Raw genomic sequence first — 20,950 nt, forward strand, 5'->3', positions numbered from 1 at the left:
GGGCGACGCCGCCGAGGACCACGGTGCGCATGTGCGGGCGCAGCACCATCTCCCCGGCGATATTGAGCGCGTTGGTGACGAGGGTGAGCTGCTCGTCGCCGGTCATGCCGAGGTCGTCGCGCCCGGCCAGCGCCCGCGCCACCGCGGTGGTCGTGGTGCCGCCGTTCATCGCGATGACCGCGCGCGGATCCACCAGTGACGCAGCGTGTTCCGCGATCCGCTGCTTGGCCTCCCCGCCGGTCTGCCGGTAGCGGGCAGGCAGGTCGTAGGCGACCGAGGTCGCGACGACGCCGCCGTGCGTTCTGGTCGCCAGCTGCTGCTCGGCGAGCGCGGTGAAGTCGCGGCGCACCGTCGCCGAGGACACGCCGAGGCGCTCGGCGGCCTCCTCCACCGAGAGCCGCCCGGACTCGGCGAGCAGCTCGAGCAGCCGGTTCCACCGCTGCGGGCGGTCGGTCGGTCCGGTCATCGCACACCACCCCACGGCCTCGGCCGACCTGCAGTTTCTCTGGGCACGCGGACAATCTGATCACAGCAATGCCGCCGAGGCGTAGCGATTGCGGTGCGACGATGCCGGGCGGTCACGTGAGGGCGAGCCCGGAGTTCACGAAATACGCTATCTCCTCGCATATCTCGTCCACGCCGACGACCGAGTCCGGCAGCGTGCTCTGCACCATCTCCTGGGCGAGCGAGTTCACCGCGCCGATCACCGCGAGCCCGAACAGATCGAAACGCCTCGGCCCGGCCTCGCCGCGCTCCACGCCGCGCTCGGCTTCGCTGATCAACAAGGCCGACAGCAGGCGCCGCTGCTCCCGGCGCCACCGCTCCACCGCCTCGCTCACCCCGACCACCTCGACATAGCAGACCCGGGCCGACCGATGATCCGCACACGTCACCGCGAGATAGGCGCGGAAGCCCTCGACCACCCTGGTGGACAGCGGCTCGTTCTCGGTTCTCGCCAGCGCCGCCATGGCCCGCTCGACGGCGTGCGAGGTGATCCGGTTGACGAGCGCGATGAGCAAAGCCTCCCGGCTGCCCATATCCTCGTAGAAACTGCGCGTGGAAACATTGGCGACCGCGCAGAGACGCTCGATGGAAGTGGCCGCATAACCCTGGGTGCCGAATAATTCGAGGGCGGCGTCGATCAATCGAGTCTGCCGCTGCGCCACCCGTTGTTCCCGCGACAGCCCGCCGTAATTGCGACCGTCCTTCGATTCTTCGTCCCGCCGTGCCACCGTTCGATGCTACCTGCCGACCGGTCGCGTCCCCGGCCCGGGACATGGGCTCCAGCGCGCGGTCGACGACTGAATGCGCTGCCGGACGGCGTATCCGGCGAGCGCCTGCGTGATGGGATGGCGAAATTCGGACAGGGACAATCGAGAGCCCGGAGTAAGGGAATCCGAAAAGGCAGGCGGCGCATAGCACGGCACTTACTCGGGTGCCATGACGAATTACCCGGAGATCCGGACCCGTCACTCGTCGCATGTCCCAATATTCGGTCGGCGATACCGCCGTGGAATTCCGGCGCATTCTCGTGAATCCATGGAATCGAGGGAGTTACGCAGGGGGCCGGCGGCGGGCAGTGCGACGCACCACCCGCCGGGCCGGACTACTTGACGCTGCCCGCGGTGAGGCCCGCGACCAGACGCTTCTCGATGAGCGCGAACAGGATCACGACCGGGATGATGCCGACCGTGGAGATCGCGAACACGTACTGCCAGGAGGTGTCGTACTGGCCGACGAACTTCGTCAGCGCCACCGACAACGGCTGGTTCTTGGGCGAGGTGAGTACCACCAGACTCGCGGCGAACTCGTTCCAGCAGGAGACCACGACGAAGATCGTCGCGGTGACGATGCCCGGCCAGACCAGCGGCAGGCTCACCCGGACCAGGATCTGCCAGCGGCTGAGCCCGTCCAGCATCGCGGCCTCCTCGATCTCCACCGGGATGGAGGCGAAGAAGCTGTGCAGGATCCACACCGCGAACGACAGGTTGAACGCCGCGTTCACCAGGATCATCGCCAGCCAGGTGTCGTTGATGCCGATCGCGAAGAACTCCCGGATCAGGCCGGTCACCAACACGGTCGGCTGCAACATCTGGGTGACGAGCACCAGGCCGAGGAACACCGCGCGCCCCGGAAACCTGTGCCGCGCCGTGTAATACGCGGCCGGGACGGCGACCAGCAGGACGAGCACCGTGGCGAACACCGAGATGATGACCGTGCTGGCCAGGTTGTACGGCAGCGGCGTCTCCGGCGTGTCCCACATGGTGGCGTAGTTGTCCGGATGCCACGTCTCGGGGACGTAAGTCGGTGGGATGCGCAGGATTTCGGCGCGGTTCTTCAGCGAGCCCAGCACCATCACGATGAACGGCAGCAGGAACAGGGCGGCGAGCACCACGCCGACCGCCGTCAGTTCCCAGCGACGCCGCTTGGCGCGCGTGCCGCGATGCTGCGCCGACTCGGCCACTTCCGTTGCGCCCGTGACTTTTTCGATATGTGCCACTTCAGCGGTCATCCGTCCACCTCCTGCGCCGTGCGGGACACCCGCACCCGGTCGGCCGACGGATGATGCTTCGCTTGTATCACCCGTCGACCTCCTGCAACATGCGGGACACCCGCACCCGGTCGGTCGACGGATGATGCTTCGCTCGTATCACCCGTCGACCTCCTGGGTAGGCCGGACCACCTTCACGTAAATCGCGATGATGACGATGATCAGCACGAAGTTCAGCACGCTCATTGCCGCGGCCGTATCGATCTGCTGGTTCTGCCGAATCAGCTTGAACATCAACGTCGTCGTGGTGTCGGCCTGGAACCCCGCGATGCTGCCGGTGATCACCTGCAGGATCGGCAGCGAGTTGAACGCGTTGATGATGTTGATGATCGTCGCCACCGCGATGGCCGGACGCAGCTGCGGCAGCGTGAGGAAGCGGTAACGCTGCCACGCGCTCGCGCCGTCGACGCGCCCCGCCTCGTGGATCTCGGCCGGAATCGACTGCAGCCCGGCGAGAATCGTGTAGGTGGTGAACGGGATCGAGACGAAGACCGCGACGCCGATCGCGACCAGGAACGCGGGCGTCGGCTGCTTGGTGAAGCCGTAGCCCCGGTCGAGCAGGCCGAGGTCGACCAGGAACCGGTTGGCGATGCCGACGTCGGGATCGAGCATGTAGTAGAAGATCGTCGTCGTCATCACGACCGAGGCCGCCCACGGCACCAGGATGGCCATGCGCACCGCGGTGCGGCCCGGAAAGTCCTTGTTGAGGAACTGGGCGAGCCCGGCCGAGATCACCAGGGTGATCAGCACGACGGCGACGACCCAGACCACCGTGTGCGCCAGCACCGAGCCGAGCTCGGAGATCCCGAACAGGGTGCGGAAGTTCTCGAGACCCGCCCCGCCGCGGTCTTGACCGTAGGCGCTCAGATCCCGGGTACTCGTCCACACCATGTAGCAGGCGGGAAAGGCGACGATAGCCGCGATCAAGACCAGCGCGGGCCCGATCCACGGTATCGCCGCCAGAGTTCCTTTCCGTCGCACGCTATTTCGCGGCTTCCTGTATGCGCTGCAACACCTGGGCCGGGTCGGTGCCCTGTGCGATGGTGCCCATCTGCTGCCGGATGGCGCCCTGCGCCGCCGCCCACTTCGGGTTGTTGCTCGGGTAGAACTGCGCCACCGCGAGGGTCGAGCCGAAGGCCTTGGTCACCGGGTCCGCGGCCAGCTTGGTGGCGGCGGAGTTGGTGATCGGGATGAAGCCCTCCTTGGACACGAAGTTCGAGTAGACGTCGGCGGTGTAGAAGAAGTCGAGGAACTTCTTGATCGACTCGGTCTTCTTGCCGTCCTTCTTGAACGCCATCAGATGATCGGCGACGCCGAGGGTCACCGGGGTGCCGGACTTGGTCGGCGTCGGCGCGGTCGAGTACTTCAGGGCCGGGTTCTTCGCGGCGATCTGGCCGATGGTCGGGGGCAGGCCCTCGATCATGCCGATCTTGCCCTGGATGAACGCGTTGATGACGTCCTTGCGGTCGGTCGCGCCCGGATTCGGCTGCGTGACACCGGCATCGGCGAGTTCGCGCATCGCGCGCACGCCCTCCAGGTTCGCCGGGGTGTCGACGGTGATCTTGTCACCCTCGGCCCACTGGCCGCCGGCGCCGAAGGTCCAGATGGAGGTCTCGCCCTGCGCCTCCTCGCTGCCGAGCGGCAGGCCGTAGCCGGAGACGCCGCCGCCGAGCGCCTGGATCTTCTTGGCCGTGTCGGTGAGCTCGGCCCAGGTCTTCGGCGGCGCGGCGACGCCCGCCTTCGAGAACAGGTCGGTGTTGTAGAACAGGGTGCGCGTCGAGGCGAACAGCGGCAGCGCGTACTGCGTGCCGTTCAGCGAGGCGTTCTTCGCGAAACCGGGCTGGATGTCCGAGATCACCTGGGGGGAGACGATTTCGGTGGCCGGGTAGAGCATTCCGTCGCTGGCGAAGCTGGCGTAGGCGTCGATGTTGAGGATGTCCGGCGTGGTCGACTTCGACTGGAGCTTGGTGCGCACCACGTCGTTGATCGAGTTCCAGGACTCCATCTGCAGGTTCACCTTGATATCGGGGTTCTTCTTCTGGAAGTCCGCGATGATCCCGTCCCACAGCGCCTTCGTACCGTTGGCCCCGTCACTGTAGGCCGGGGCTAGGAAGCTGATCGTGGTGTCGGAGTCGGCGTTGTCATTGGAGCCGAACCCACAGGACGAGATCGCCAGCGCGAGGCCGGTGACCATCGCGACACCCGCAAGCACGCCGTGGAGTGGTCTTTTCACGAGTAGAACCTTTCAAATTCGCACACCGGGCGCCACTGGACAGCCGATGATGGATCGAACTGATCGACCGACTATCAACATAGACCCAAGCTTGCTCATATGTGACCGATTCGCTCGTAAATTTGACATGAACGATCACCGGGCGGATTCTGTTGTTGTGCCGATCTCCGTCGAACCCACGCCCGCCACCCACCTGGCCAACGAGGTCGCCACCCAGCCTGACGACTGGGCGCGCGCCGAAACGATCGCCGCCGAGCACCGCGACATCCTCCCCCGCAAGGGTGAGCGAGTCGCCGTGATCGGTTGCGGCACTTCCCTTTTCATGTCCAAGGCGATCGCGGCGCTGCGCGAGGGCGCCGGCCACGGCCTGACCGACGCCTGGCCCGCCAGCGAGGTCCGCTCCGGCCGCGAGTACGACCGCTACCTGGTGATCTGCCGCTCCGGCACGACCACCGAGGTGGTCAACGCCATGCGCGAGATCCCCTCGCACATTCCGCGCACCGTCATCTGCTCGAGCCCCGGCACCCCGGTGCTCGAGCTGGGCGACCCGATCCTGATCGACGAGGTCGACGAGCAGTCGGTGGTGCAGACCCGCTTCGCCACCACCGCCCTGGCGATCCTGCGCTGGCATCTCGGCGAGGATCTCGCCCCGGTGATCGAGCAGGCCCGCGCGGTGCTGGCCGAGGATCCGGCGGTCTCGCTCGCCGACGTGCGCCACGCCGAGGAGATCAGCTTCGTCGGCATGGGCCTCGGCGCCGCGATCGCCGAGGAGTCCGGCCTGAAACTGCGCGAATCCTGCCAGTCCTGGACCGAGTCCTACCTGGCCACCGAGTACCGCCACGGCCCGATCGCCATCTCGGCGCCCGGCCGCGCGGTCTGGGCCTTCGGCCCGCTCGTGCCGAACTTCGCCGCCGACATCGCCGGTACCGGCGCGCAACTTCGAGCACCGGGACATCGACCCGATGGCCGATCTGGTCCGCGTCCACCAGCTCTGCGTGCTGCGCGCGGCCGATCTCGGCCTCGACCCCGACCACCCGCGTGGCCTCAATCGCTCGGTCGTCCTCGATCAGTGAGCGGACCGGCCCGGTGAAACCCAACCCAGCGGCGGCCTCGCCGGGGATCTCGCCGCTCGACGCGCCGGAAACTACTGTGCGAACCATGAGAGTTGCGCGGGACCCGGCCGAGACGCGGCACGACGAGGCGGCGCCGTCCGCCGACCAGACGTCCCCGACCGGTGTCGCCCGGCCCGCGGCCGAGACTGCCGGCTCGACCGCGGCGGCTCGCCGCGGCGGCACACCGATGCGTCCGGCTGCGGTACCGCAGCCGGACGCGTTGGCCGAGGACGCGCTCGTGCTCGGGCTCGACGTCGGCGGCACCACCATCAAGGGTGAGATCACCGACGCCGCAGGCGCCGTGTTCGCCGTCGGCGCCGTCGCGACCCCGCAGGGCGAGGCGGCGTTCGAGGCCATGGGCGCCCTCGGCGATCGGTTGCTCGCCGAGCTCACCGCCGAGCAGCGCGGCCGGGTCGGGCGGGCGGCCGTCGTGCTGCCGGGCATCGTGGACACCGTCCGATCGATCGCGGTGTTCAGCAGCAATGTCGGCTGGCGCGACGTCGAGGTCGGCGATCGGTTCGTCGACCGCTGGGGTATCCCGGTGCTGATCGAACACGATGTGGCCGTGGCGGGTTGGGCCGAGTGGCGCTTCGGCGCCGGGCGCGGTTACGACAACGTCTGCGTGGTCATTCTCGGCACCGGCATCTCCGGCACGCTCTCCGTCGGCGGCCGCCTGCTGCGCAGTACCTACGGTCAGGTCGGCGAGTACGGCCACATTCCGGTCCGCGCGGACGGCCTGCCGTGCCCGTGCGGCAATACCGGCTGCGTCGAGACCGTGGCCTCGGGCGCGTCCATAGCCCGCGCCTACACTCGCCGCACCGGACGCGAGATCGGTGGTGCGGCAGAGGTTTTCGCGCTGGTGGAGACCGACACGGACGCCAAGGCCGTCCTGGTCGACGCCGTCGACGCCCTCGCCGACGGCCTCATCGGCCTCGTGCACGCGGCCTGCCCCGAGCTCATCATCCTCGGCGGCGGACTGGCCGGCGCGGGCGCCGCGCTGACCGAGCCGCTGCATCAGGCCATTGCCGATCGACTCCGGCTCGTTCCGGCCCCGCGCGTCGTGCTGGGCGAGTACGGCGCGCGGGCCGGGCTCGCCGGCGCCGCGCTCTTCGCCAGGCAGGGAGCGCTCGCATGAGCGACGCCCGGTGGTCTCCGGCGGGGCCGGCGTGCTGACCGGCGCCGAATCGGTCGTCCGCGGACGGGTCGTCTCGGCGAACGCGTCGCTGGACGACGGCGTGGTCTCGATCGACGGCGAGCGGATCGCCACCGTGCTGTCGTTCCCGGAATGGCGTGCGGCACATCCAGACTCGCCGGAGCCCCGCTTCGCGGGCACGCTGCTGCCCGGCCTGGTCGACATCCACAATCACGGCGGATTCGGGCATCGGTTCGACACCGTCGACGCGGCGCAGGCGCGCGCGGCCGCGCGGTTCCATCACGCGAGCGGCTCGACGACGGTCGTCGCGAGCATCGTCACCGCGGCGGCCGCGGACATGGTCGAGCAGACCGCGGTGCTGCGGGAGCTGGCGACGGAGGAGCTGCTCGGCGGCGTGCACGCCGAGGGCCCGTTTCTGTCGGAGGCGCGGTGCGGGGCCCAGGATCCGCGTTATCTGCGCGATCCCGATCTCGAACTGACCGATCGGCTGCTCACCGCCGCCGACGGGCAGCTGCGGATGATGACGCTCGCGCCCGAGCGGGCCGGCTACGACGCTGTCGCGCAACGACTTACCGACAACGGCGTGGTCGTCGCGCTGGGGCACAGCAACGCCGACTATGCCTCGTTCCGGAAAGCTTTGCGGCCCACCGGCGTTGGCACCGTGGTCACCCACCTGGCGAACGGCTTGCCGCCGCTGCACCATCGCGAGCCGGGTCCGGTGGCCGCCGGCCTGGTCGCCGCGGCGGCCGGGCACGCGACGGTCGAGCTGATCGGGGACGGGGTGCACGTCGACCCCGGCTTCGCCGCGCTGGTCTTCGCGACCGCGCCGGGGCGGGTCGCGCTGATCACCGACGCCATGCAGGCGGCGGGGCTGTCGGACGGCGAGTACCGGCTGGGTCCGCAGTCGGTGACCGTCCGGCACGGGGTCGCCCGGATCGCCAACGGCTCGATCGCCGGCGGCGTCAGCACCCTGCTCGACTGTGTGGCACGCGCGGTGCGCGAGTCCGGCGTGCCGCTGGCCGACGCGGTGCGCGCGGCGACGGCCACCCCAGCGGCGGCCCTGCGGCTACCCGAGGTCGGCGACCTGCGCGCGGGATACTTCGCCGACCTACTGATCGTCGACGAGAGCCTGCGGTTGCGCCGGGTGCTCAGGCGAGGAGAGTGGTTGTCGTGATCCTCACCGTGACGATGAATCCCGCCTACGACATGACCTACCGCGTCGAGCACTTCGCGCGCGGCCAGGCCCATCGGGTGCGCTCGGTCGAGCAGCGCATCGGCGGCAAGGGCATCAATGTCACCCGGGTGCTGAACCAGCTCGGAAAGTACGCCAGGGCAACCGGTTTCGCCGATCACGCGTTCGCGGCGGCCGCCGAGCTGGAGATGCCGGTCGACTTCGTGCACGCGCTGCCCTGGGTCCGGCGCACCGTGGTGATCAGCGAGTCCGCGGACGGCACGGCGACCGCGCTGTGGGAGCCCGGCGCGCGCGTGTCCAATCCGCACGCCGCCGAGCAGCTCGCGGTCCGGGTCGCGGGCATGCTGCCCGACATCGACGGCCTCGTCATCTCCGGCTCGCTGCCCGGCGGCATCGCGGCGTCGCTGCCCGCCGAGATCGCGCGCACCGCCATCGCCGCCGACGTGCCGACCATCTGCGACGTCGACGGCGAGGCGCTGCGCCTGGCCGCCCAGATCCCCGGCATCATCCTCATGCCCAACGGCGACGAACTGCACCGCCTCACCGGCGTCGAGCCGGCGACCGCCGACGAGGTGGTCACCGCGGCGTACCCGCTCATCGAGTCGGGCGTGCGCGCGGTCGTCGCCACCCGCGGCGCCGACGGCATGGTCGCCGTCACCGCCGAGGGCGCCTGGTTCGCCACCCTGCCCGAGCCGCTGGCCGGAAACCCCACCGGCGCGGGCGATTCCGCGACCGCCGCGGTGATCGCCGCGCTCACCGCCGACCAGGTGCCCGACTGGCCCGCCATCCTCACCGACGCCGTCGCCACCTCCGCCGCGGCCGTGGTCATCCCCGTCGCCGGCGAGATCGACCGCTGCCTGCGCACCCGCATAGCGCCGACCGTCCGGGTCACCCAGCTGGACCTGCCCACCCGCCAAGAAACCGCGCCGTGAGTCGAGCGCCGCGCCGCGCGCCCGCGTCGAACGGGTGTCGAGCCTGTAGGAGTTACCGATGCCGCTGACGCCCGTCTCCGAGTTGATCGCCGCCGCGCGCCCCGGCGGGCTCGGCGCCTTCAACGTGATCACCCTGGAGCACGCCGAGGCCATCGCCGCGGCCGCCGAGTCGGCGAAAAGACCTGCCGTCCTGCAGCTTTCGGAGAACACCGCCAGCTACCACGGTGGCCTGGCCCCGCTCGCGCTGGCCTGCCTGCGCATCGCGGCCGACAGCGCCGCCCGGATCGCCGTGCACCTCGACCACGCGACCGACCCCGAATTAATCCGCGCCGCAGTCGATCTCGGTGTCCGGTCGATCATGTACGACGGCTCGACCCTCGACTACGCCGCCAATGTGGCCGCCACCGCCGACATCACCCGCTGGTGCCACGCACGCGACGTGCACGTCGAGGCCGAGCTCGGCGAGGTGGGCGGCAAGGACGGCGCCCACGCCCCCGGGGTGCGCACCGACCCGGACGAGGCCGTCGAGTTCGTCGCCGCCACCGGGGTGGACGCCCTGGCCGTCGCCGTCGGCTCCTCGCACGCCATGCACACCCGCACCGCCGCGCTCGACGACGAGCTCATCGCGCACCTCGCCGCGAAAGTGCCTGTCCCCCTTGTGCTGCACGGCTCCTCCGGCGTACCCGACGAGGGCCTGCGCGCCGCGGTCGAGCACGGCATCGCGAAGGTCAACATCGCCACCCGGCTCAATGTCCTGATGACCGAGGCCATCCGCGGCACGCTCGCGGACGCGCCCGGCCTGTCCGATCCCCGCAAGTACCTGACTCCCGCGCGGGCGGCGGTGCAGGCCGAGGTCGAGCGCTTCCTGCGCCTGCTCGCCGGCTGAGTCCACGAAAAAAGTATGCGGTCGGCGGCGACAGGAGTAACGCCGCCGACCGCGGGGAGGGGTGGACCGGGGCAGCCGGTCCACCGAAGTTCGACAAGATCCACCCTGCCCGTCGCACCTGAGCGCTTACCCCTGTCCGACCTGAGAGTCGTTGAAGAATGCGGCCGGCGGCGGGGGCGAGGGAGACCGCCGCCGCCGGCCGCGGGGTGGTGGGCCGGGCAGTGCCCACCGGGTGGAGTTGTCGCGGAGCCGGGATTCCGACTCAGCACAGTCTGCGCCGCTCGGCTGAGTGCTCGCCCCGAACTCCGCTGGGAGTCCGCTGGGAGTTTCGCGCGGAGGTTTTCGGCGACCGGTCCGATCGTGTCGCGGCCGCCGAGGGATCGGAGCGGATCGCGAACTCACGGCCTACAGACGTAACGTGAACTCCACCAACGACTTCGGGTGATACCGGTTCACTGGTCCGCGGAGCCGTCCTGCGGCCAGGCGTGCGCCTCCAGCCGCGTCTGGACACGGAGAACGTCCGCCTCCGACGGCATCTCGTTGGTGACCTTGGTGATCATCACCTGGATGTCGGTCTTGTCGGCGGGCAGGTCGCCCGAGCCCGCCAGTTCGGCGGCGATCTGGCGCACCTCGTCGTCGGAGAGGCGCCGGCGCAGCAGCGCGAGCAGCGGGATGTAGTCGGACTCCGGGACACCCTCCGGATATCCGGCCCGCAGCCAGTCGATGATGGCGTTCAGAAAGGGTGGCATCGGTGCACGCCGGCGCTAGTCGACGTCGGTCGGCGGGGCGGCCAGCGGCCACCCGCCCGCCGCGAGGTGGGAGGCCACCCGGGCGACGTCGGTGTCGGCGGGCTGCTCCTTCGCGAATCGCGCGATCGCCTCCTCGATCTCCGCACGGGTGATCGCGCTGTCCGGTTTCTCCGCGGCGAGCTCCTCGGCGATCGAGACCACCTCGAAGTCGGTGAGGTGCCGGTGCAGCACCGCGAACAACGCCACATAATCCGAGTGCGGGACCCCCTGGGGGTAGCCCGCGCGCAGCCAGCCGATGATCCGGCCGAGCACCTTCGGCCTGAGCTCTGCGGATTTCGCTTGATCGGTCACATTGCGCCCTTCAGGACTGTCCGAACAGGTGGACGCCGAACCTCGCGGCGATGAAAGCCTTTGCCGTATACAGGATCCCGGTGATGATCGCCGCGATGATCAGCCCGAAGCACAGTATCGCGACCGAGAGCGCGAGGTAGTCGCGTCGCGCCACCCGCCCGTCCGCCGTCACCGGCTCCGCCGCCGACCAGAACCGGACGCCGACCGCGAACACCATCGGCAGGCCCGCCCCGAGCAGCAACCCGGCCAGGGTCACCTTCCACAGGGAGTTCAGGTTCGTGATGAGCGTATGCACGTCCTACTCCTCCTAGACCTGAGCCGAACGCGTCGGCTTGCCGGGCTGTGTCTTCCCGCCGGGTCGAGCGGTCTCGCCCCGGCCGGTCGGCCGGTCGGTGCGGGCCGGTTCGTCGGCCCGCACACCATCGGCCGCCACTACGGGCGCGTCCGCGGGCCACTCGTTGACATTGCTGGTATCGACCGGATCGCGCCGCGACCGCAGGTAGATCAAGGCCGACAGCGCCAGCAGGATGACGAACACCACCAGCACGCCGGCCAGCCCGCCGATGAAGTGCGCGATCGCCCAGCACGCGGCGCCGGCCACGCCGGCCAGCGGCAGCGTGAACAGCCAGGCGACCACCATCCGGCCCATCACGCCCCAGCGCACCTCGGCACCCTTGCCGAGTCCGGTCCCCAGGATAGATCCGGTCGCGGTCTGCGTGGTCGACAGCGGCAGCCCGAAGTGGGCGGAGGTGAGAATGATCGCGGCCGACGCGGATTCGGCCGCCAGGCCCTGCGGCGACTCGATCTCGACGAGGCCCTTGCCGAGCGTCCGGATGATCCGCCAGCCGCCGAGATAGGTGCCCGCCGCGATGGCGACCGCGCAGGCGGCCATCACCCAGAGCGGCATGTCGTCGTTCTTGGTGAGCGAGCCGTGCGCGACCAGCGCGAGGAAGATCACGCCCATCGTCTTCTGCGCGTCGTTGGTGCCGTGCGCCAGCGAGACCAGCGAGGCCGAGCCGATCTGGCCCCAGCGAAAGCCCGTCTCCACCTTGGCCTGGTCGGACTTGCCGGTGATCCGGTAGACCAGCCAGGTGCCGAGCGCCGAGACCAGCGCCGCGACGATCGGCGCGAGCACGGCGGGCAGGATGATCTTGGTGAGCACGCCATCCGAGCCGGCCGCCCAGATCACGCCGCTGAAGCCGAGCGCGGCGAGGGTGGCGCCGATCAGGCCGCCGAACAGCGCGTGCGAGGAGCTCGACGGCAGGCCGAACAGCCAGGTGAGCAGGTTCCAGAGGATGCCGCCGACCAGGCCGGCGAAGACGATGATGAGCAGGTCATGGCCCTGCACGGCGTCGAGTCGAACGATGCCCTTGGCCACGGTGGCGGCGACGGCGACCGAGAGGAACGCGCCGATCAGATTCAGCAACGCCGACAACGCGACCGCGACGCGGGGCCGCAGCGCGCCGGTCGCGATGGAGGTCGCCATCGCGTTGGCGGTGTCGTGGAAGCCATTGGTGAAATCGAATGCGAGTGCCGTGACGATGACGATCAGGAGAACCAGTAATTCGACGGTCACATGTCCAGTGTGCGGCACGGGTCAATATGATTGCCAGGTGGTTGCGGTTAATCGCGCGTCGCCCATGCTTTAGAGTTGGCTTCTGTCCCCTATCGGCCCGTATTCCGGCGGCTATCAGCCGAATCGGGTGCAGCCCCCGGCCGTCGGCCGACCGGCGAATCGATCCTCGATCCAGGCGTACGCGCCCGGAATTCCGCTGGTGCTGACGATGAAATGTTCACCGGGATATACCCGGAAATCCACCTGCGTACCGCCGCCGCACCAGTCCCGATAGAGATTCTCGGCCCCGGCGAGCGGCACCCACCATTCGTTCAGCCCGTGATACATCAGCACCGGGATGGTCGGCGGCAGGGCGCCGAGCCGGTTCTGCGCCACGATCTCCCGAATGAGCGGCAGCTCGGTCGGCGCGGGCACATCGGTGAGCGCCTGCACCGGAATCGGCGCGACCAGCCCGACGAACTCCTCGGCGGCCATGCAGAAGTCCCGGCCCACCCGCACGAGGCGCCAGCCGTTGTCGTTCATCAGGGCCAGCATCTCCGGGTACTCCCGCGCCAGGCCCAGGGTCGCGGCGAGGAAGATGCCCGACGCGGCGTCCCGGCCGTTCATGGTGTGGATCAGCATGTCGAAATCGGCGGGCACGCCGCCGAACGCGACGCCGACGAGGTTCAGCTCCGGAGCGTAGCGCGGCGCCAGCTGCGCGGCCCAGGCCGAGGCGATGGCGCCGCCGGAGTACCCGGTGATCGCGGTGGGCGACTCGGGAGCCAGACCGAGTTCCGGCGTGCGGACGGCGGCCCGGATCGAGTCGAGCACGGCGTGCCCGGCCATCAGCCCCGCCGCGTACGCCTGGCGCGGGCCCTGATGATCCGGCACGAGCACGGCGAAGCCCTTGGACAGCGGGATCTGCGCCATCCACAGCTTGCTCGACACCATGCGCAGCTCATAGGACGGCGCGCACCGGTGCCCGAGCGAGTCGATCGCCGGATTCAGGGTCACCAGCGGGCGGGGTCCGTCGCCGGTCCACGGCGTCGCGGGCATCAGCAGGGTGGCGACCACCGGGGCGGGCTGGTCCTTGGCGTCGGTCGAGCGGATCAGCAGCTCGGTCGAGATCAGCGGGACTCCCGTCACGCCGGTGCCGCCGGGGCGGGCGGCGAGAACCGTTCCCGGAACACGGTTTTCGAAGCCGATCGGCGGCACGTAGAACGGATCACCGAGCGGCGTCGGCATGGCGTCGGCGATCTCGCGGGGCGGAGAGAGCAGTTCGTCGAGCGGGTCCGCGGGCGCCGACGGTGCGAGCACCGCGCCGAGCGCGACCACGACGGCCAGCGCCATACCGCGTAGAGACCACACCACAGCACCCACCGTCATCCCCGATCTCGAAGCCGAACCCACAGCATTCTGGCCCGCTCCCGCGCCGGTGAGGAGCCGGTATTTGCACTGGCAGAACCATCCGGGACGCCCACAGAATCGAATAACCCATCGACCTTCGACAGGCGCGGAGGAGGACGTCCACGTCCGAGCCGATCTCTCGGACGCTATCCGACTTCCACGTCACGTCGCACGCTGTCATCGGCTCGACCATCACCGGTCGGTCGGAGACCCGACACCAGGAGCCACCAAACATGCCGCTGTGTCGCGCAATTGCCTCGTTGGCCCGCATGGCCGCGATACCTGTGTGCACGGCACTCGCATTCACTGCCGCCCCTGCCGCGGCGGATATCCCCGACGGTCGCTTACTCGGCATCGAAGCACTCGACCCCGCATGGTCGTTCACCTCGGCCGCCACCGCCATCGGGTTCACCTATTCCACCGTCGATCAACGGAACTCACCCGCGCTCGCTTCCGCCGCGTTGTATGTGCCGCCCGGTTCACCGCCCGAGGGTGGGTGGCCGTTGGTGGTCTGGGCCCACGGCGCCACCGGTATCGGCGACGACTGCGCTCCTTCACGCCACCGTCAAACCAAGCGGAACAGCACGTACTTCAACTCCGTTCTCGACAACGGCTACGCCGTACTGGCTCCCGATTACCAAGGTCTCGGCACGCCTGGCCCGTACAGCTACGGCAATAGTCACGTCCATGCCCGCTCTGTTCTGGACGCGGTCGCCGCTGTTCGGTCGGCGCCTGTCCAGCTTGCCCGCGAATGGGTTGTCATCGGGCAATCCGGAGGCGCGCGTTCCGCCCTGAACGCCGCGATCCTCGCTGCCGGCCCGGATGGCCACACAGCGGGCCTCAGCGGGGTGATCGCCACCGGCTTGCGCACCGACCCCGCCAAGACCCTGCGCAAAATGTTCCGCCTCGACTCGACGGGCCCCGGACGCCATATTGCCTACGCGGCTTACTACCTCAACTCCCTCGAAGATCTCCGCCCGGGCAGTGTCTCCCCCTACCTCTCCGAGTTCGGCGCCCGATACGTCAGGGATGCGGCTACCCTCTGCCTGCACGAGCTGATCACTGCCGGCGCCGGCCGCCGACCCGCCGAGCTGGTCACCGATCCTGACAACCCCACCCCGACGTTCGAAGCCGATATCCACTCTCTCACCGGCTTCCACGACGGCCCGATCCGCGTCGACGCCATGATCGGCTACGGCAGCGCCGACAACGCTGTCTCGCCAACCGGAACGCCCGCCTATGCTGCCACCCTGCAGTCCCGCAACCCCGGCGTCCGCGTCACTCTCGAGGAGTACGCCGGTAAGAACCACAGTGCCGCCTTCCTGGCTTCCCTGCCGGACGCCCTCTCCTTCCTCGAAGCTCACCTCCGATGAACAACGCTGTCCCCGGACCTACAACGCGGAAACCACCGCGCGAAACGCCGCGTGCGAAACCGACGACCGGACACCGCTGGGTCACCGAGATCGACGGCAGGTCGGTTCGACGTCGTCGCGAGTCGACGCGGACGAGTCGTGCCCGTGCGCGGTGGCCGGGTTACGGCAGGAGGGCGCGGACCGTGTCGATGGTGTCGGCGTCGGTGGGGTCTTTGTCGGGGCGGTAGCGGACCACGCGGGCGAAGCGCAGCGCCACGCCGCCGGGGTAGCGCGGGCTGACCTGCACGCCGTCCAGGGCGATCTCGACGACGAGCTCGGGCCACAGGTAGACGGTGTGCTGGTCACGATCGCGTTCGTGGCGGGGGAACTCGTCGGTCTGCCATTGCAGCAGCGCGTCGGTGAGGCCCTTGAAGGTCTTGCCGACCATGACCGGCTCGCCGGTCTCCGGGTCGCGGGCGCCGAGGTGCAGGTTCGACAGGTAGCCGGTGCGGCGGCCGTAGCCCCACTCCGCGCCGAGCACCAGCAGGTCGAGGGTGTGCGTGGGCTTGATCTTCTGCCAGGCCCGCCCGCGCCTGCCCGCCGCGTACGGCGCGGACAGCGACTTGATCATCACCCCCTCGTGGCCCGCCGCCAGCGCGCCGTCGAAGTACTCGGCGGCGGCCTCCTCGTCGGGGCGGATCAGCGCGGGAATACTGTGCGCGGCGGCCACTTTCGTCAACGCGGCGCGGCGCTCGGACAGCGGCGCGTCCAACAGGTCCGCACCGTCCAGATGCAGGCAGTCGAAGAAATACGGGTGCAGCAGCAGTTCCCGGGTGGAGGTGACCTCGGCGAAGCGGCTCATCGTCTCCTGGAACGGGCGCGGCCGGCCCGCGTCGGTGAGCGCCAGGGTCTCGCCGTCGAGCACGACGCTCGTGCAGTCGAGCCCGGCGACCAGCTCGACCAGCTCCGGCACGCTGGCGGTGATATCGCGCAGCGTCCTGGTGAACACCCACACCCGCGAGCCGTCGCGGTGCACCTGGATCCGCGCGCCGTCCATCTTGATCTCGACGCTCACGTCGCCGTCGAACTCGGTCATCGCCCCGTCCAGGGTCGCGCCGGGCGAGGCGAGCATGGGCTGGATCGGCCGGCCCACCTCGAGCCGGAACTCCGCGAGCGCCGCGACGCCCCCGGTCAGCGCCGCGACCGCGGTGACCGGCAGCCGCCCGGACAGCATGTACGCCCGGCGCACCAGCTCGACCGGCACGTCGGCGGCCGCGGCGACGGCCTCGGCCACGATCGCGGTGAGTGCCCCCTGGCGCAGTTCGCCGGTGAGCAGGCGAACCAGAAAGGCCTGTTCGTCCGCGGTCGCGGCGGTCCACAGCGCGCCGAGCAAGGCCTTGCGCCGCGCCGCCGATCCGGCGCCGGAGGTCTCGGCCAGGTCGGTGAGCGCGGCGTCGACCGCCGAAACCGTCAGCGTCGCAACGAGAGCCGGGGTAGTGTCCACCGTGGTGAGGGTGCGCCAGCCCGTGCCGATCCGGCCCTGCCGGAGCTCACCGGAGGCCCAGGCGACCACCGGCGCAAGTTCCGCCGGACCGGCGGCGCTCAGCAGCTCGGCGAAGGTCGCGATCTTCGTCTTGCGCGACCTGGTCGAGCGGACCGTCTCCGAAGCCTGGACGACATGCGAGAACAACACCCGTCGACGGTAACCCCCACCTCCGACACCTAAACCTCGCCCACTGCTAACCACTTATTGGCATGGTTGCGAAAACAGCCATAAACTTGGACACATGGCCAAGACTTACGTCGGGGCGCGGCTTCGACAGCTGCGCACCGAACGGGGGCTGAGCCAGGTCTCGCTCGCGCAGAAGCTGGAGATCTCGGCGAGCTACCTGAACCAGATCGAACACGACGTGCGCCCGCTCACCGTTCCGGTGCTGCTGCGCATCAGCGAGGTCTTCGGCGTCGACGCGACCTTCTTCTCCTCCCAGGACGACACCCGGCTCATCGCCGAACTCCAGGAGGTCGTGATGGACCAGGAACTCGGCATCGAGGCCGACACCCAGGAGATCGCGGACATGGTCTCCGCGCACCCGAGCATGGCGCGCGCGCTGGTCAACATGCACAACCGCTACCGCAACACCTCCGCCCAGCTGGCCGCGGCCACCGAGGACCGGTTCGCCGACGGCTCGGGCAGCGCGGCGATCAGCAAGCCGCACGAGGAGGTGCGCGACTTCTTCTATCAGCGGCAGAACTACATCCACGAATTGGACACCGCCGCAGAGGAACTCACCGCCCGCATCCGGTTCCACGGCGGCGACGTGAACAGCGAGGTCGCGCGGATACTGCGCGCGCACGACGTGCAGATCGTCGAGCGCATCGACCTCGGCGAGGGTGTGCTGCACCGCTACGACGAACAGACCCAGCGGCTCGAGATCGCGCCGCACCTGTCCGGCGGCCAGCGCACGTTCAAGCTCGCGGCCGAGCTCGCCTACTTCGAGTGCGGCGATCTGCTCGAAAAGCTGGTCGAGGAGGGCAATTTCGCCTCCGAGGACGCGCGCAAACTGGCCATGCTCGGGCTGGCGAACTACTTCGCGGCGGCGACCGTGCTGCCCTACACGCACTTTCACGAGGTGGCCGAGGACTTCCGCTACGACATCGAGCGCCTCTCGGCGTTCTTCACGCAGAGCTACGAGACCATCTGCCACCGGCTCTCCACGCTGCAACGCCCGAAGCTGCGCGGCGTGCCGTTCTCCTTCGTCCGGGTGGATCGGGCGGGCAATATGTCGAAACGCCAGTCCGCCACCGGCTTTCACTTCTCCGCCAGCGGCGGCACCTGCCCGCTGTGGAACGTCTACGAGACCTTCGCCTACCCCGGCAAGATCATGACGCAGATCGCCCAGATGCCCGACGGCCGCAAGTATCTGTGGGTCGCCCGCACGGTGGAGCGCCGCGCCACCCGCTACGGCCAGCCGAGCAAGACCTTCGCCATCGGCCTCGGTTGCGAGTTACGCCACGCGAGCCGCGTGATCTACGCCGACGGAATCGATCTCGACGAGGTCAAGGCCACCCCCATCGGCGCGGGGTGCCGCGTTTGCGAGCGGTTGAACTGTCCGCAGCGCGCGTTCCCACCCCTGGGCAAGGTTCTCGACATCAGCGAGCATCGCAGCTCGGTGTCGCCCTACGTGCTGAAGTAACAGTCGAATTCGCCTGCTGGGCAGGTTATTTCGGTCGGAGGTACGCAAAAAGGCCGGCATCGCTGGATCGCGATGCCGGCCTTGCTGTTTCGGAGCGACTCAGGCGGTGGCCCGCTCGCGCCGCTGCAATGCCAGGCCGAGGACCGTCATGGCCAGCGCGCCCACCAGCAGTGCGGCCAGGGTCCAGGCCAGGGCCGAGAAGCCGTGCGGTGCGGCGGCCGCGGCGACCAGCGGGCCGACGGTGGCGCCCACGTAGAAGCTGAACATGGCGACCGACATGGCCGCGGCCCGGGATTCGCCGCCCAGTTCGCCCGCGCTCTGCAAGACGGCCGGAGCGATCACGCCGAGCCCGCCGACCATCACCGCGAGCAGGATGGTGAGCACGGCGACGTGGCTGCCCTCGAAGGTGGCCACGATCATCGCCGATGCCGCGATCACCACGCCGAGCGCGATCTGGTTGTGCTTCGACAAACGGGCCAGCGGCACGGCGAGCAGCGGCAGCACCAGCATCACCGGCAGCGCGCCCGCCCGCAGGGTGAGCAGTTCGCCTGCGCCCGTGACCACGCCGGTCAGTTCGAGACCGGTGTAGATGCCGACCATCACCGCCATGCTCATCGCGCCCGCCACCAGCATGGGGACCAGCGGAAGCAGCCGGAACACGGCGGGGATCGCCGCGTAGCTGTGGCGCAGCGGCAGGTCACGACCGGTCGGCGCGTCGTCGAGCATCACCCGGCGCAGCGCGAACGCCAGCACCGCGAAAACGACTGCCGAGGCGAGGAACACGGTCCGCCACGGGAACGAGGCGACCACCGCCTGCGAGACGATCTGCGCGATCACCGTGGCGGCCAGGAACGAGGTGGCGATGGACATGGTCACGACCGCGCGGTGGGCGGGGGCGATCCGGGTGGCGACGTAGGCCATGATCGCGGGCGGTATCGACCCGACGACGAGGCCCTGGACGACGCGCAGCCCGACGGCCACCGGCGCGCTGAACGCCAGACCGGTCAACAGGGTGACCACCGAGGCGACCAGCATGCCGGTCATCAGCACCTTGCGGTGGCCGTAGCGATCCGACAGCGGGCCGAACAGCACGAAGCCGCCCGCGTAGCCGAAGGCGAACGCGCTGATGATCCAGGTCATCACGCCGGAGCCGACGTTCCAGTCCGCCTTCATGGCCGTGAACAGGGGTATCGGTACGTACATCTGGCCGGTCGCCAGCAGGGCGGAGAGCACGAAGACGGGCAGGGTGCGCGCGGTGTGCGCGCGCGGGGAGGCGGGTGCGGCGGCCGGAGTACCGGTCGTGAGCGGAAGTGTCGGCGTTGCCATGGGACGACAGTAGGACCGCCGCGGCAGCATTGTCAACCAAATAGTTGGTTTAATGAGATGGTAAAGTTCGTGTCATGACGGCAACCGTGAAGCGCAGTGACGCGACCAGGCAGGCGCTGCTGCGTGCCGCGCGTGACGAATTCGCCGAATACGGCCTGGCGGGCGCGCGTGTCGACCGCATCGCCGAGGCGGCAGGGGTGAACAAGGAGCGCATCTACGGCCTGTTCGGCAGCAAGGACAAGCTGTTCGACGTCATCCTGATCGACACCATGCGCGAGTTCATGGACGTGGTCCAGCCGTTGACCGAGACCGACCCCGGCCGCTATGTCGGCAAGCTGTTCGACTACCACAACAACAACCCGCAGTTGCTGCGGCTGCTGCTGTGGGAGGGGTTGCACCGCGGCGTCGACGCGCACGACATCGACGGCTGGCGCGCGCAGCACTACGAGCAGAAATTCGACAGGGCGATAGAGCAATTCGGCGTCGACGCCCGCTACGCCGGGCGGCTGCTGCTCGCGCTGTGCGGCATGTCGAACTGGAGTCTGGCGGTGCCGCAGACCACCCGGCTGCTGCTGGGCGACGCCGCCGAGGACAAGGCCGCGACCCGGGAGTTCATGCAGGAGTTCGCCAAGGCGGCCATGCGCAACTTCCCGCCCGCGCCGGACCGGTCCGCAGCGGACGACTCCGATGCGGTCAATGGCTTGACCATCCCGGCGGATGAGCCGGCCGTCCCTGCGAATCAGCAGGCCACTCTCGCGGACCAGCCGACCACTCTCGCGGATCAGCCGACCACGTCTGCGGACCAACTGACCGTCCCGGCGGATCACTCGACCAACTCGACGGACCAGCCGACTATCCAGACGGGTCAGCAGGCCCGAGTCGACCGCGCCGCCCAACGCCTACGCGAGGCGCAAGCCGCCGCCGACGCGGCCCGCGCGGAACTGGCCGCCGCCCTGC

20 protein-coding genes are annotated in these 20,950 nt (G+C 69.4%); 8 read left to right on the top strand and 12 right to left on the bottom strand.

Features of this window, described 5'->3' with window-relative positions:
- From ON39_RS30670 to ON39_RS30690, 5 genes are all read right to left on the bottom strand, one after another.
- The coding region (locus ON39_RS30670) for a DeoR/GlpR family DNA-binding transcription regulator (protein WP_040739511.1) at window positions 1–466 on the bottom strand (466 nt) is incomplete at its 3' end.
- A gap of 112 nt (window positions 467–578) precedes the next feature.
- Complete coding sequence (locus ON39_RS30675) at window positions 579–1,232, bottom strand: TetR/AcrR family transcriptional regulator (RefSeq protein WP_040739512.1); 654 nt, start codon at window positions 1,230–1,232, stop codon at window positions 579–581.
- Between the two features lie 374 nt (window positions 1,233–1,606).
- A complete protein-coding gene (locus ON39_RS30680; RefSeq protein ID WP_174412583.1) occupies window positions 1,607–2,512 on the bottom strand; it encodes a carbohydrate ABC transporter permease in 906 nt (301 codons plus the stop codon).
- Window positions 2,513–2,650: 138 nt separating this feature from the next.
- Window positions 2,651–3,532 (bottom strand): carbohydrate ABC transporter permease, encoded by an 882-nt coding sequence (locus tag ON39_RS30685; protein WP_040739513.1) that lies wholly within the window; start codon window positions 3,530–3,532, stop codon window positions 2,651–2,653.
- A 1-nt stretch (window position 3,533) separates the two neighbouring features.
- Complete coding sequence (locus ON39_RS30690) at window positions 3,534–4,784, bottom strand: extracellular solute-binding protein (protein WP_040739514.1); 1,251 nt, start codon at window positions 4,782–4,784, stop codon at window positions 3,534–3,536.
- A 157-nt stretch (window positions 4,785–4,941) separates the two neighbouring features.
- Between ON39_RS30690 and ON39_RS30695 the strand changes: the two genes are divergently transcribed.
- The 5 genes from ON39_RS30695 to ON39_RS30715 all read left to right on the top strand — a co-directional run bounded on the left by ON39_RS30695 (window position 4,942) and on the right by ON39_RS30715 (window position 10,059).
- Window positions 4,942–5,874, top strand: coding sequence for an SIS domain-containing protein (locus ON39_RS30695; RefSeq protein ID WP_255219313.1), 933 nt, complete (start codon window positions 4,942–4,944; stop codon window positions 5,872–5,874).
- 68 nt (window positions 5,875–5,942) lie between these two features.
- On the top strand, window positions 5,943–7,031 hold the full coding sequence (locus ON39_RS30700) for an ROK family protein (RefSeq protein ID WP_051187352.1): 1,089 nt from the start codon (window positions 5,943–5,945) through the stop codon (window positions 7,029–7,031).
- A gap of 10 nt (window positions 7,032–7,041) precedes the next feature.
- The gene (locus tag ON39_RS30705; protein ID WP_246002874.1) at window positions 7,042–8,223 is read left to right on the top strand and encodes an N-acetylglucosamine-6-phosphate deacetylase; all 1,182 of its coding nucleotides are present in this window, start codon (window positions 7,042–7,044) and stop codon (window positions 8,221–8,223) included.
- Window positions 8,220–9,173: a hexose kinase gene (locus ON39_RS30710; protein ID WP_040739515.1), complete on the top strand. Its 954-nt coding sequence runs from the start codon at window positions 8,220–8,222 to the stop codon at window positions 9,171–9,173. The genes ON39_RS30705 and ON39_RS30710 overlap by 4 nt, the downstream gene beginning before the upstream one ends.
- Window positions 9,174–9,231: 58 nt before the next feature.
- Window positions 9,232–10,059, top strand: coding sequence for a class II fructose-bisphosphate aldolase (locus ON39_RS30715; protein ID WP_040739516.1), 828 nt, complete (start codon window positions 9,232–9,234; stop codon window positions 10,057–10,059).
- A gap of 452 nt (window positions 10,060–10,511) precedes the next feature.
- On the opposite strand, the gene ON39_RS50865 is transcribed toward ON39_RS30715, so the two are convergent.
- From ON39_RS50865 to ON39_RS30740, 5 genes are all read right to left on the bottom strand, one after another.
- Window positions 10,512–10,808 carry a DUF3349 domain-containing protein gene (locus ON39_RS50865; RefSeq protein ID WP_040739519.1) on the bottom strand — a complete coding sequence of 99 codons (297 nt, stop codon included), beginning with the start codon at window positions 10,806–10,808 and terminating at the stop codon, window positions 10,512–10,514.
- Between the two features lie 15 nt (window positions 10,809–10,823).
- Complete coding sequence (locus tag ON39_RS50870; protein ID WP_040739520.1) at window positions 10,824–11,159, bottom strand: DUF3349 domain-containing protein; 336 nt, start codon at window positions 11,157–11,159, stop codon at window positions 10,824–10,826.
- Between the two features lie 10 nt (window positions 11,160–11,169).
- Complete coding sequence (locus ON39_RS30730) at window positions 11,170–11,454, bottom strand: hypothetical protein (RefSeq protein ID WP_040739521.1); 285 nt, start codon at window positions 11,452–11,454, stop codon at window positions 11,170–11,172.
- Between the two features lie 12 nt (window positions 11,455–11,466).
- Window positions 11,467–12,735: an inorganic phosphate transporter gene (locus tag ON39_RS30735; protein ID WP_040739522.1), complete on the bottom strand. Its 1,269-nt coding sequence runs from the start codon at window positions 12,733–12,735 to the stop codon at window positions 11,467–11,469.
- A gap of 114 nt (window positions 12,736–12,849) precedes the next feature.
- The gene (locus ON39_RS30740; protein WP_083894795.1) at window positions 12,850–14,085 is read right to left on the bottom strand and encodes a lipase family protein; all 1,236 of its coding nucleotides are present in this window, start codon (window positions 14,083–14,085) and stop codon (window positions 12,850–12,852) included.
- Between the two features lie 269 nt (window positions 14,086–14,354).
- On the opposite strand from ON39_RS30740, the gene ON39_RS30745 reads away from it, so the two are divergent.
- Window positions 14,355–15,494 (top strand): alpha/beta hydrolase family protein, encoded by a 1,140-nt coding sequence (locus ON39_RS30745; protein WP_083894796.1) that lies wholly within the window; start codon window positions 14,355–14,357, stop codon window positions 15,492–15,494.
- Between the two features lie 160 nt (window positions 15,495–15,654).
- Here ON39_RS30745 and ON39_RS30750 read toward each other — a convergent pair whose 3' ends face one another.
- Window positions 15,655–17,166, bottom strand: a complete 1,512-nt coding sequence (locus tag ON39_RS30750; RefSeq protein WP_040739525.1) for an ATP-dependent DNA ligase — start codon at window positions 17,164–17,166, stop codon at window positions 15,655–15,657.
- Between the two features lie 94 nt (window positions 17,167–17,260).
- Between ON39_RS30750 and ramB the strand changes: the two genes are divergently transcribed.
- Entirely contained in the window at window positions 17,261–18,667 is a 1,407-nt protein-coding gene (gene ramB / locus ON39_RS30755) for an acetate metabolism transcriptional regulator RamB (RefSeq protein ID WP_040739526.1), read from the top strand.
- Between the two features lie 99 nt (window positions 18,668–18,766).
- Here ramB and ON39_RS30760 read toward each other — a convergent pair whose 3' ends face one another.
- On the bottom strand, window positions 18,767–19,993 hold the full coding sequence (locus ON39_RS30760) for an MFS transporter (RefSeq protein WP_040739527.1): 1,227 nt from the start codon (window positions 19,991–19,993) through the stop codon (window positions 18,767–18,769).
- 74 nt (window positions 19,994–20,067) lie between these two features.
- On the opposite strand from ON39_RS30760, the gene ON39_RS50875 reads away from it, so the two are divergent.
- The coding region (locus tag ON39_RS50875) for a TetR/AcrR family transcriptional regulator (RefSeq protein ID WP_255219314.1) at window positions 20,068–20,950 on the top strand (883 nt) is incomplete at its 3' end.

It is taken from the genome of Nocardia tenerifensis NBRC 101015 (assembly GCF_000308715.1).
Lineage (GTDB): Bacteria > Actinomycetota > Actinomycetes > Mycobacteriales > Mycobacteriaceae > Nocardia > Nocardia tenerifensis.

What these genes read in the sequence shown, in the direction of transcription:
- ramB (WP_040739526.1), top strand. Translation starts at nt 17,261, where the DNA reads ATGGCCAAGACTTACGTCGGGGCGCGGCTTCGACAGCTGCGCACCGAA.
- ON39_RS30745 (WP_083894796.1), top strand. Translation starts at nt 14,355, where the DNA reads ATGCCGCTGTGTCGCGCAATTGCCTCGTTGGCCCGCATGGCCGCGATA.
- ON39_RS30680 (WP_174412583.1), bottom strand. Translation starts at nt 2,512, where the DNA reads ATGACCGCTGAAGTGGCACATATCGAAAAAGTCACGGGCGCAACGGAA.
- ON39_RS30700 (WP_051187352.1), top strand. Translation starts at nt 5,943, where the DNA reads ATGAGAGTTGCGCGGGACCCGGCCGAGACGCGGCACGACGAGGCGGCG.
- ON39_RS50865 (WP_040739519.1), bottom strand. Translation starts at nt 10,808, where the DNA reads ATGCCACCCTTTCTGAACGCCATCATCGACTGGCTGCGGGCCGGATAT.
- ON39_RS30760 (WP_040739527.1), bottom strand. Translation starts at nt 19,993, where the DNA reads ATGGCAACGCCGACACTTCCGCTCACGACCGGTACTCCGGCCGCCGCA.
- ON39_RS30715 (WP_040739516.1), top strand. Translation starts at nt 9,232, where the DNA reads ATGCCGCTGACGCCCGTCTCCGAGTTGATCGCCGCCGCGCGCCCCGGC.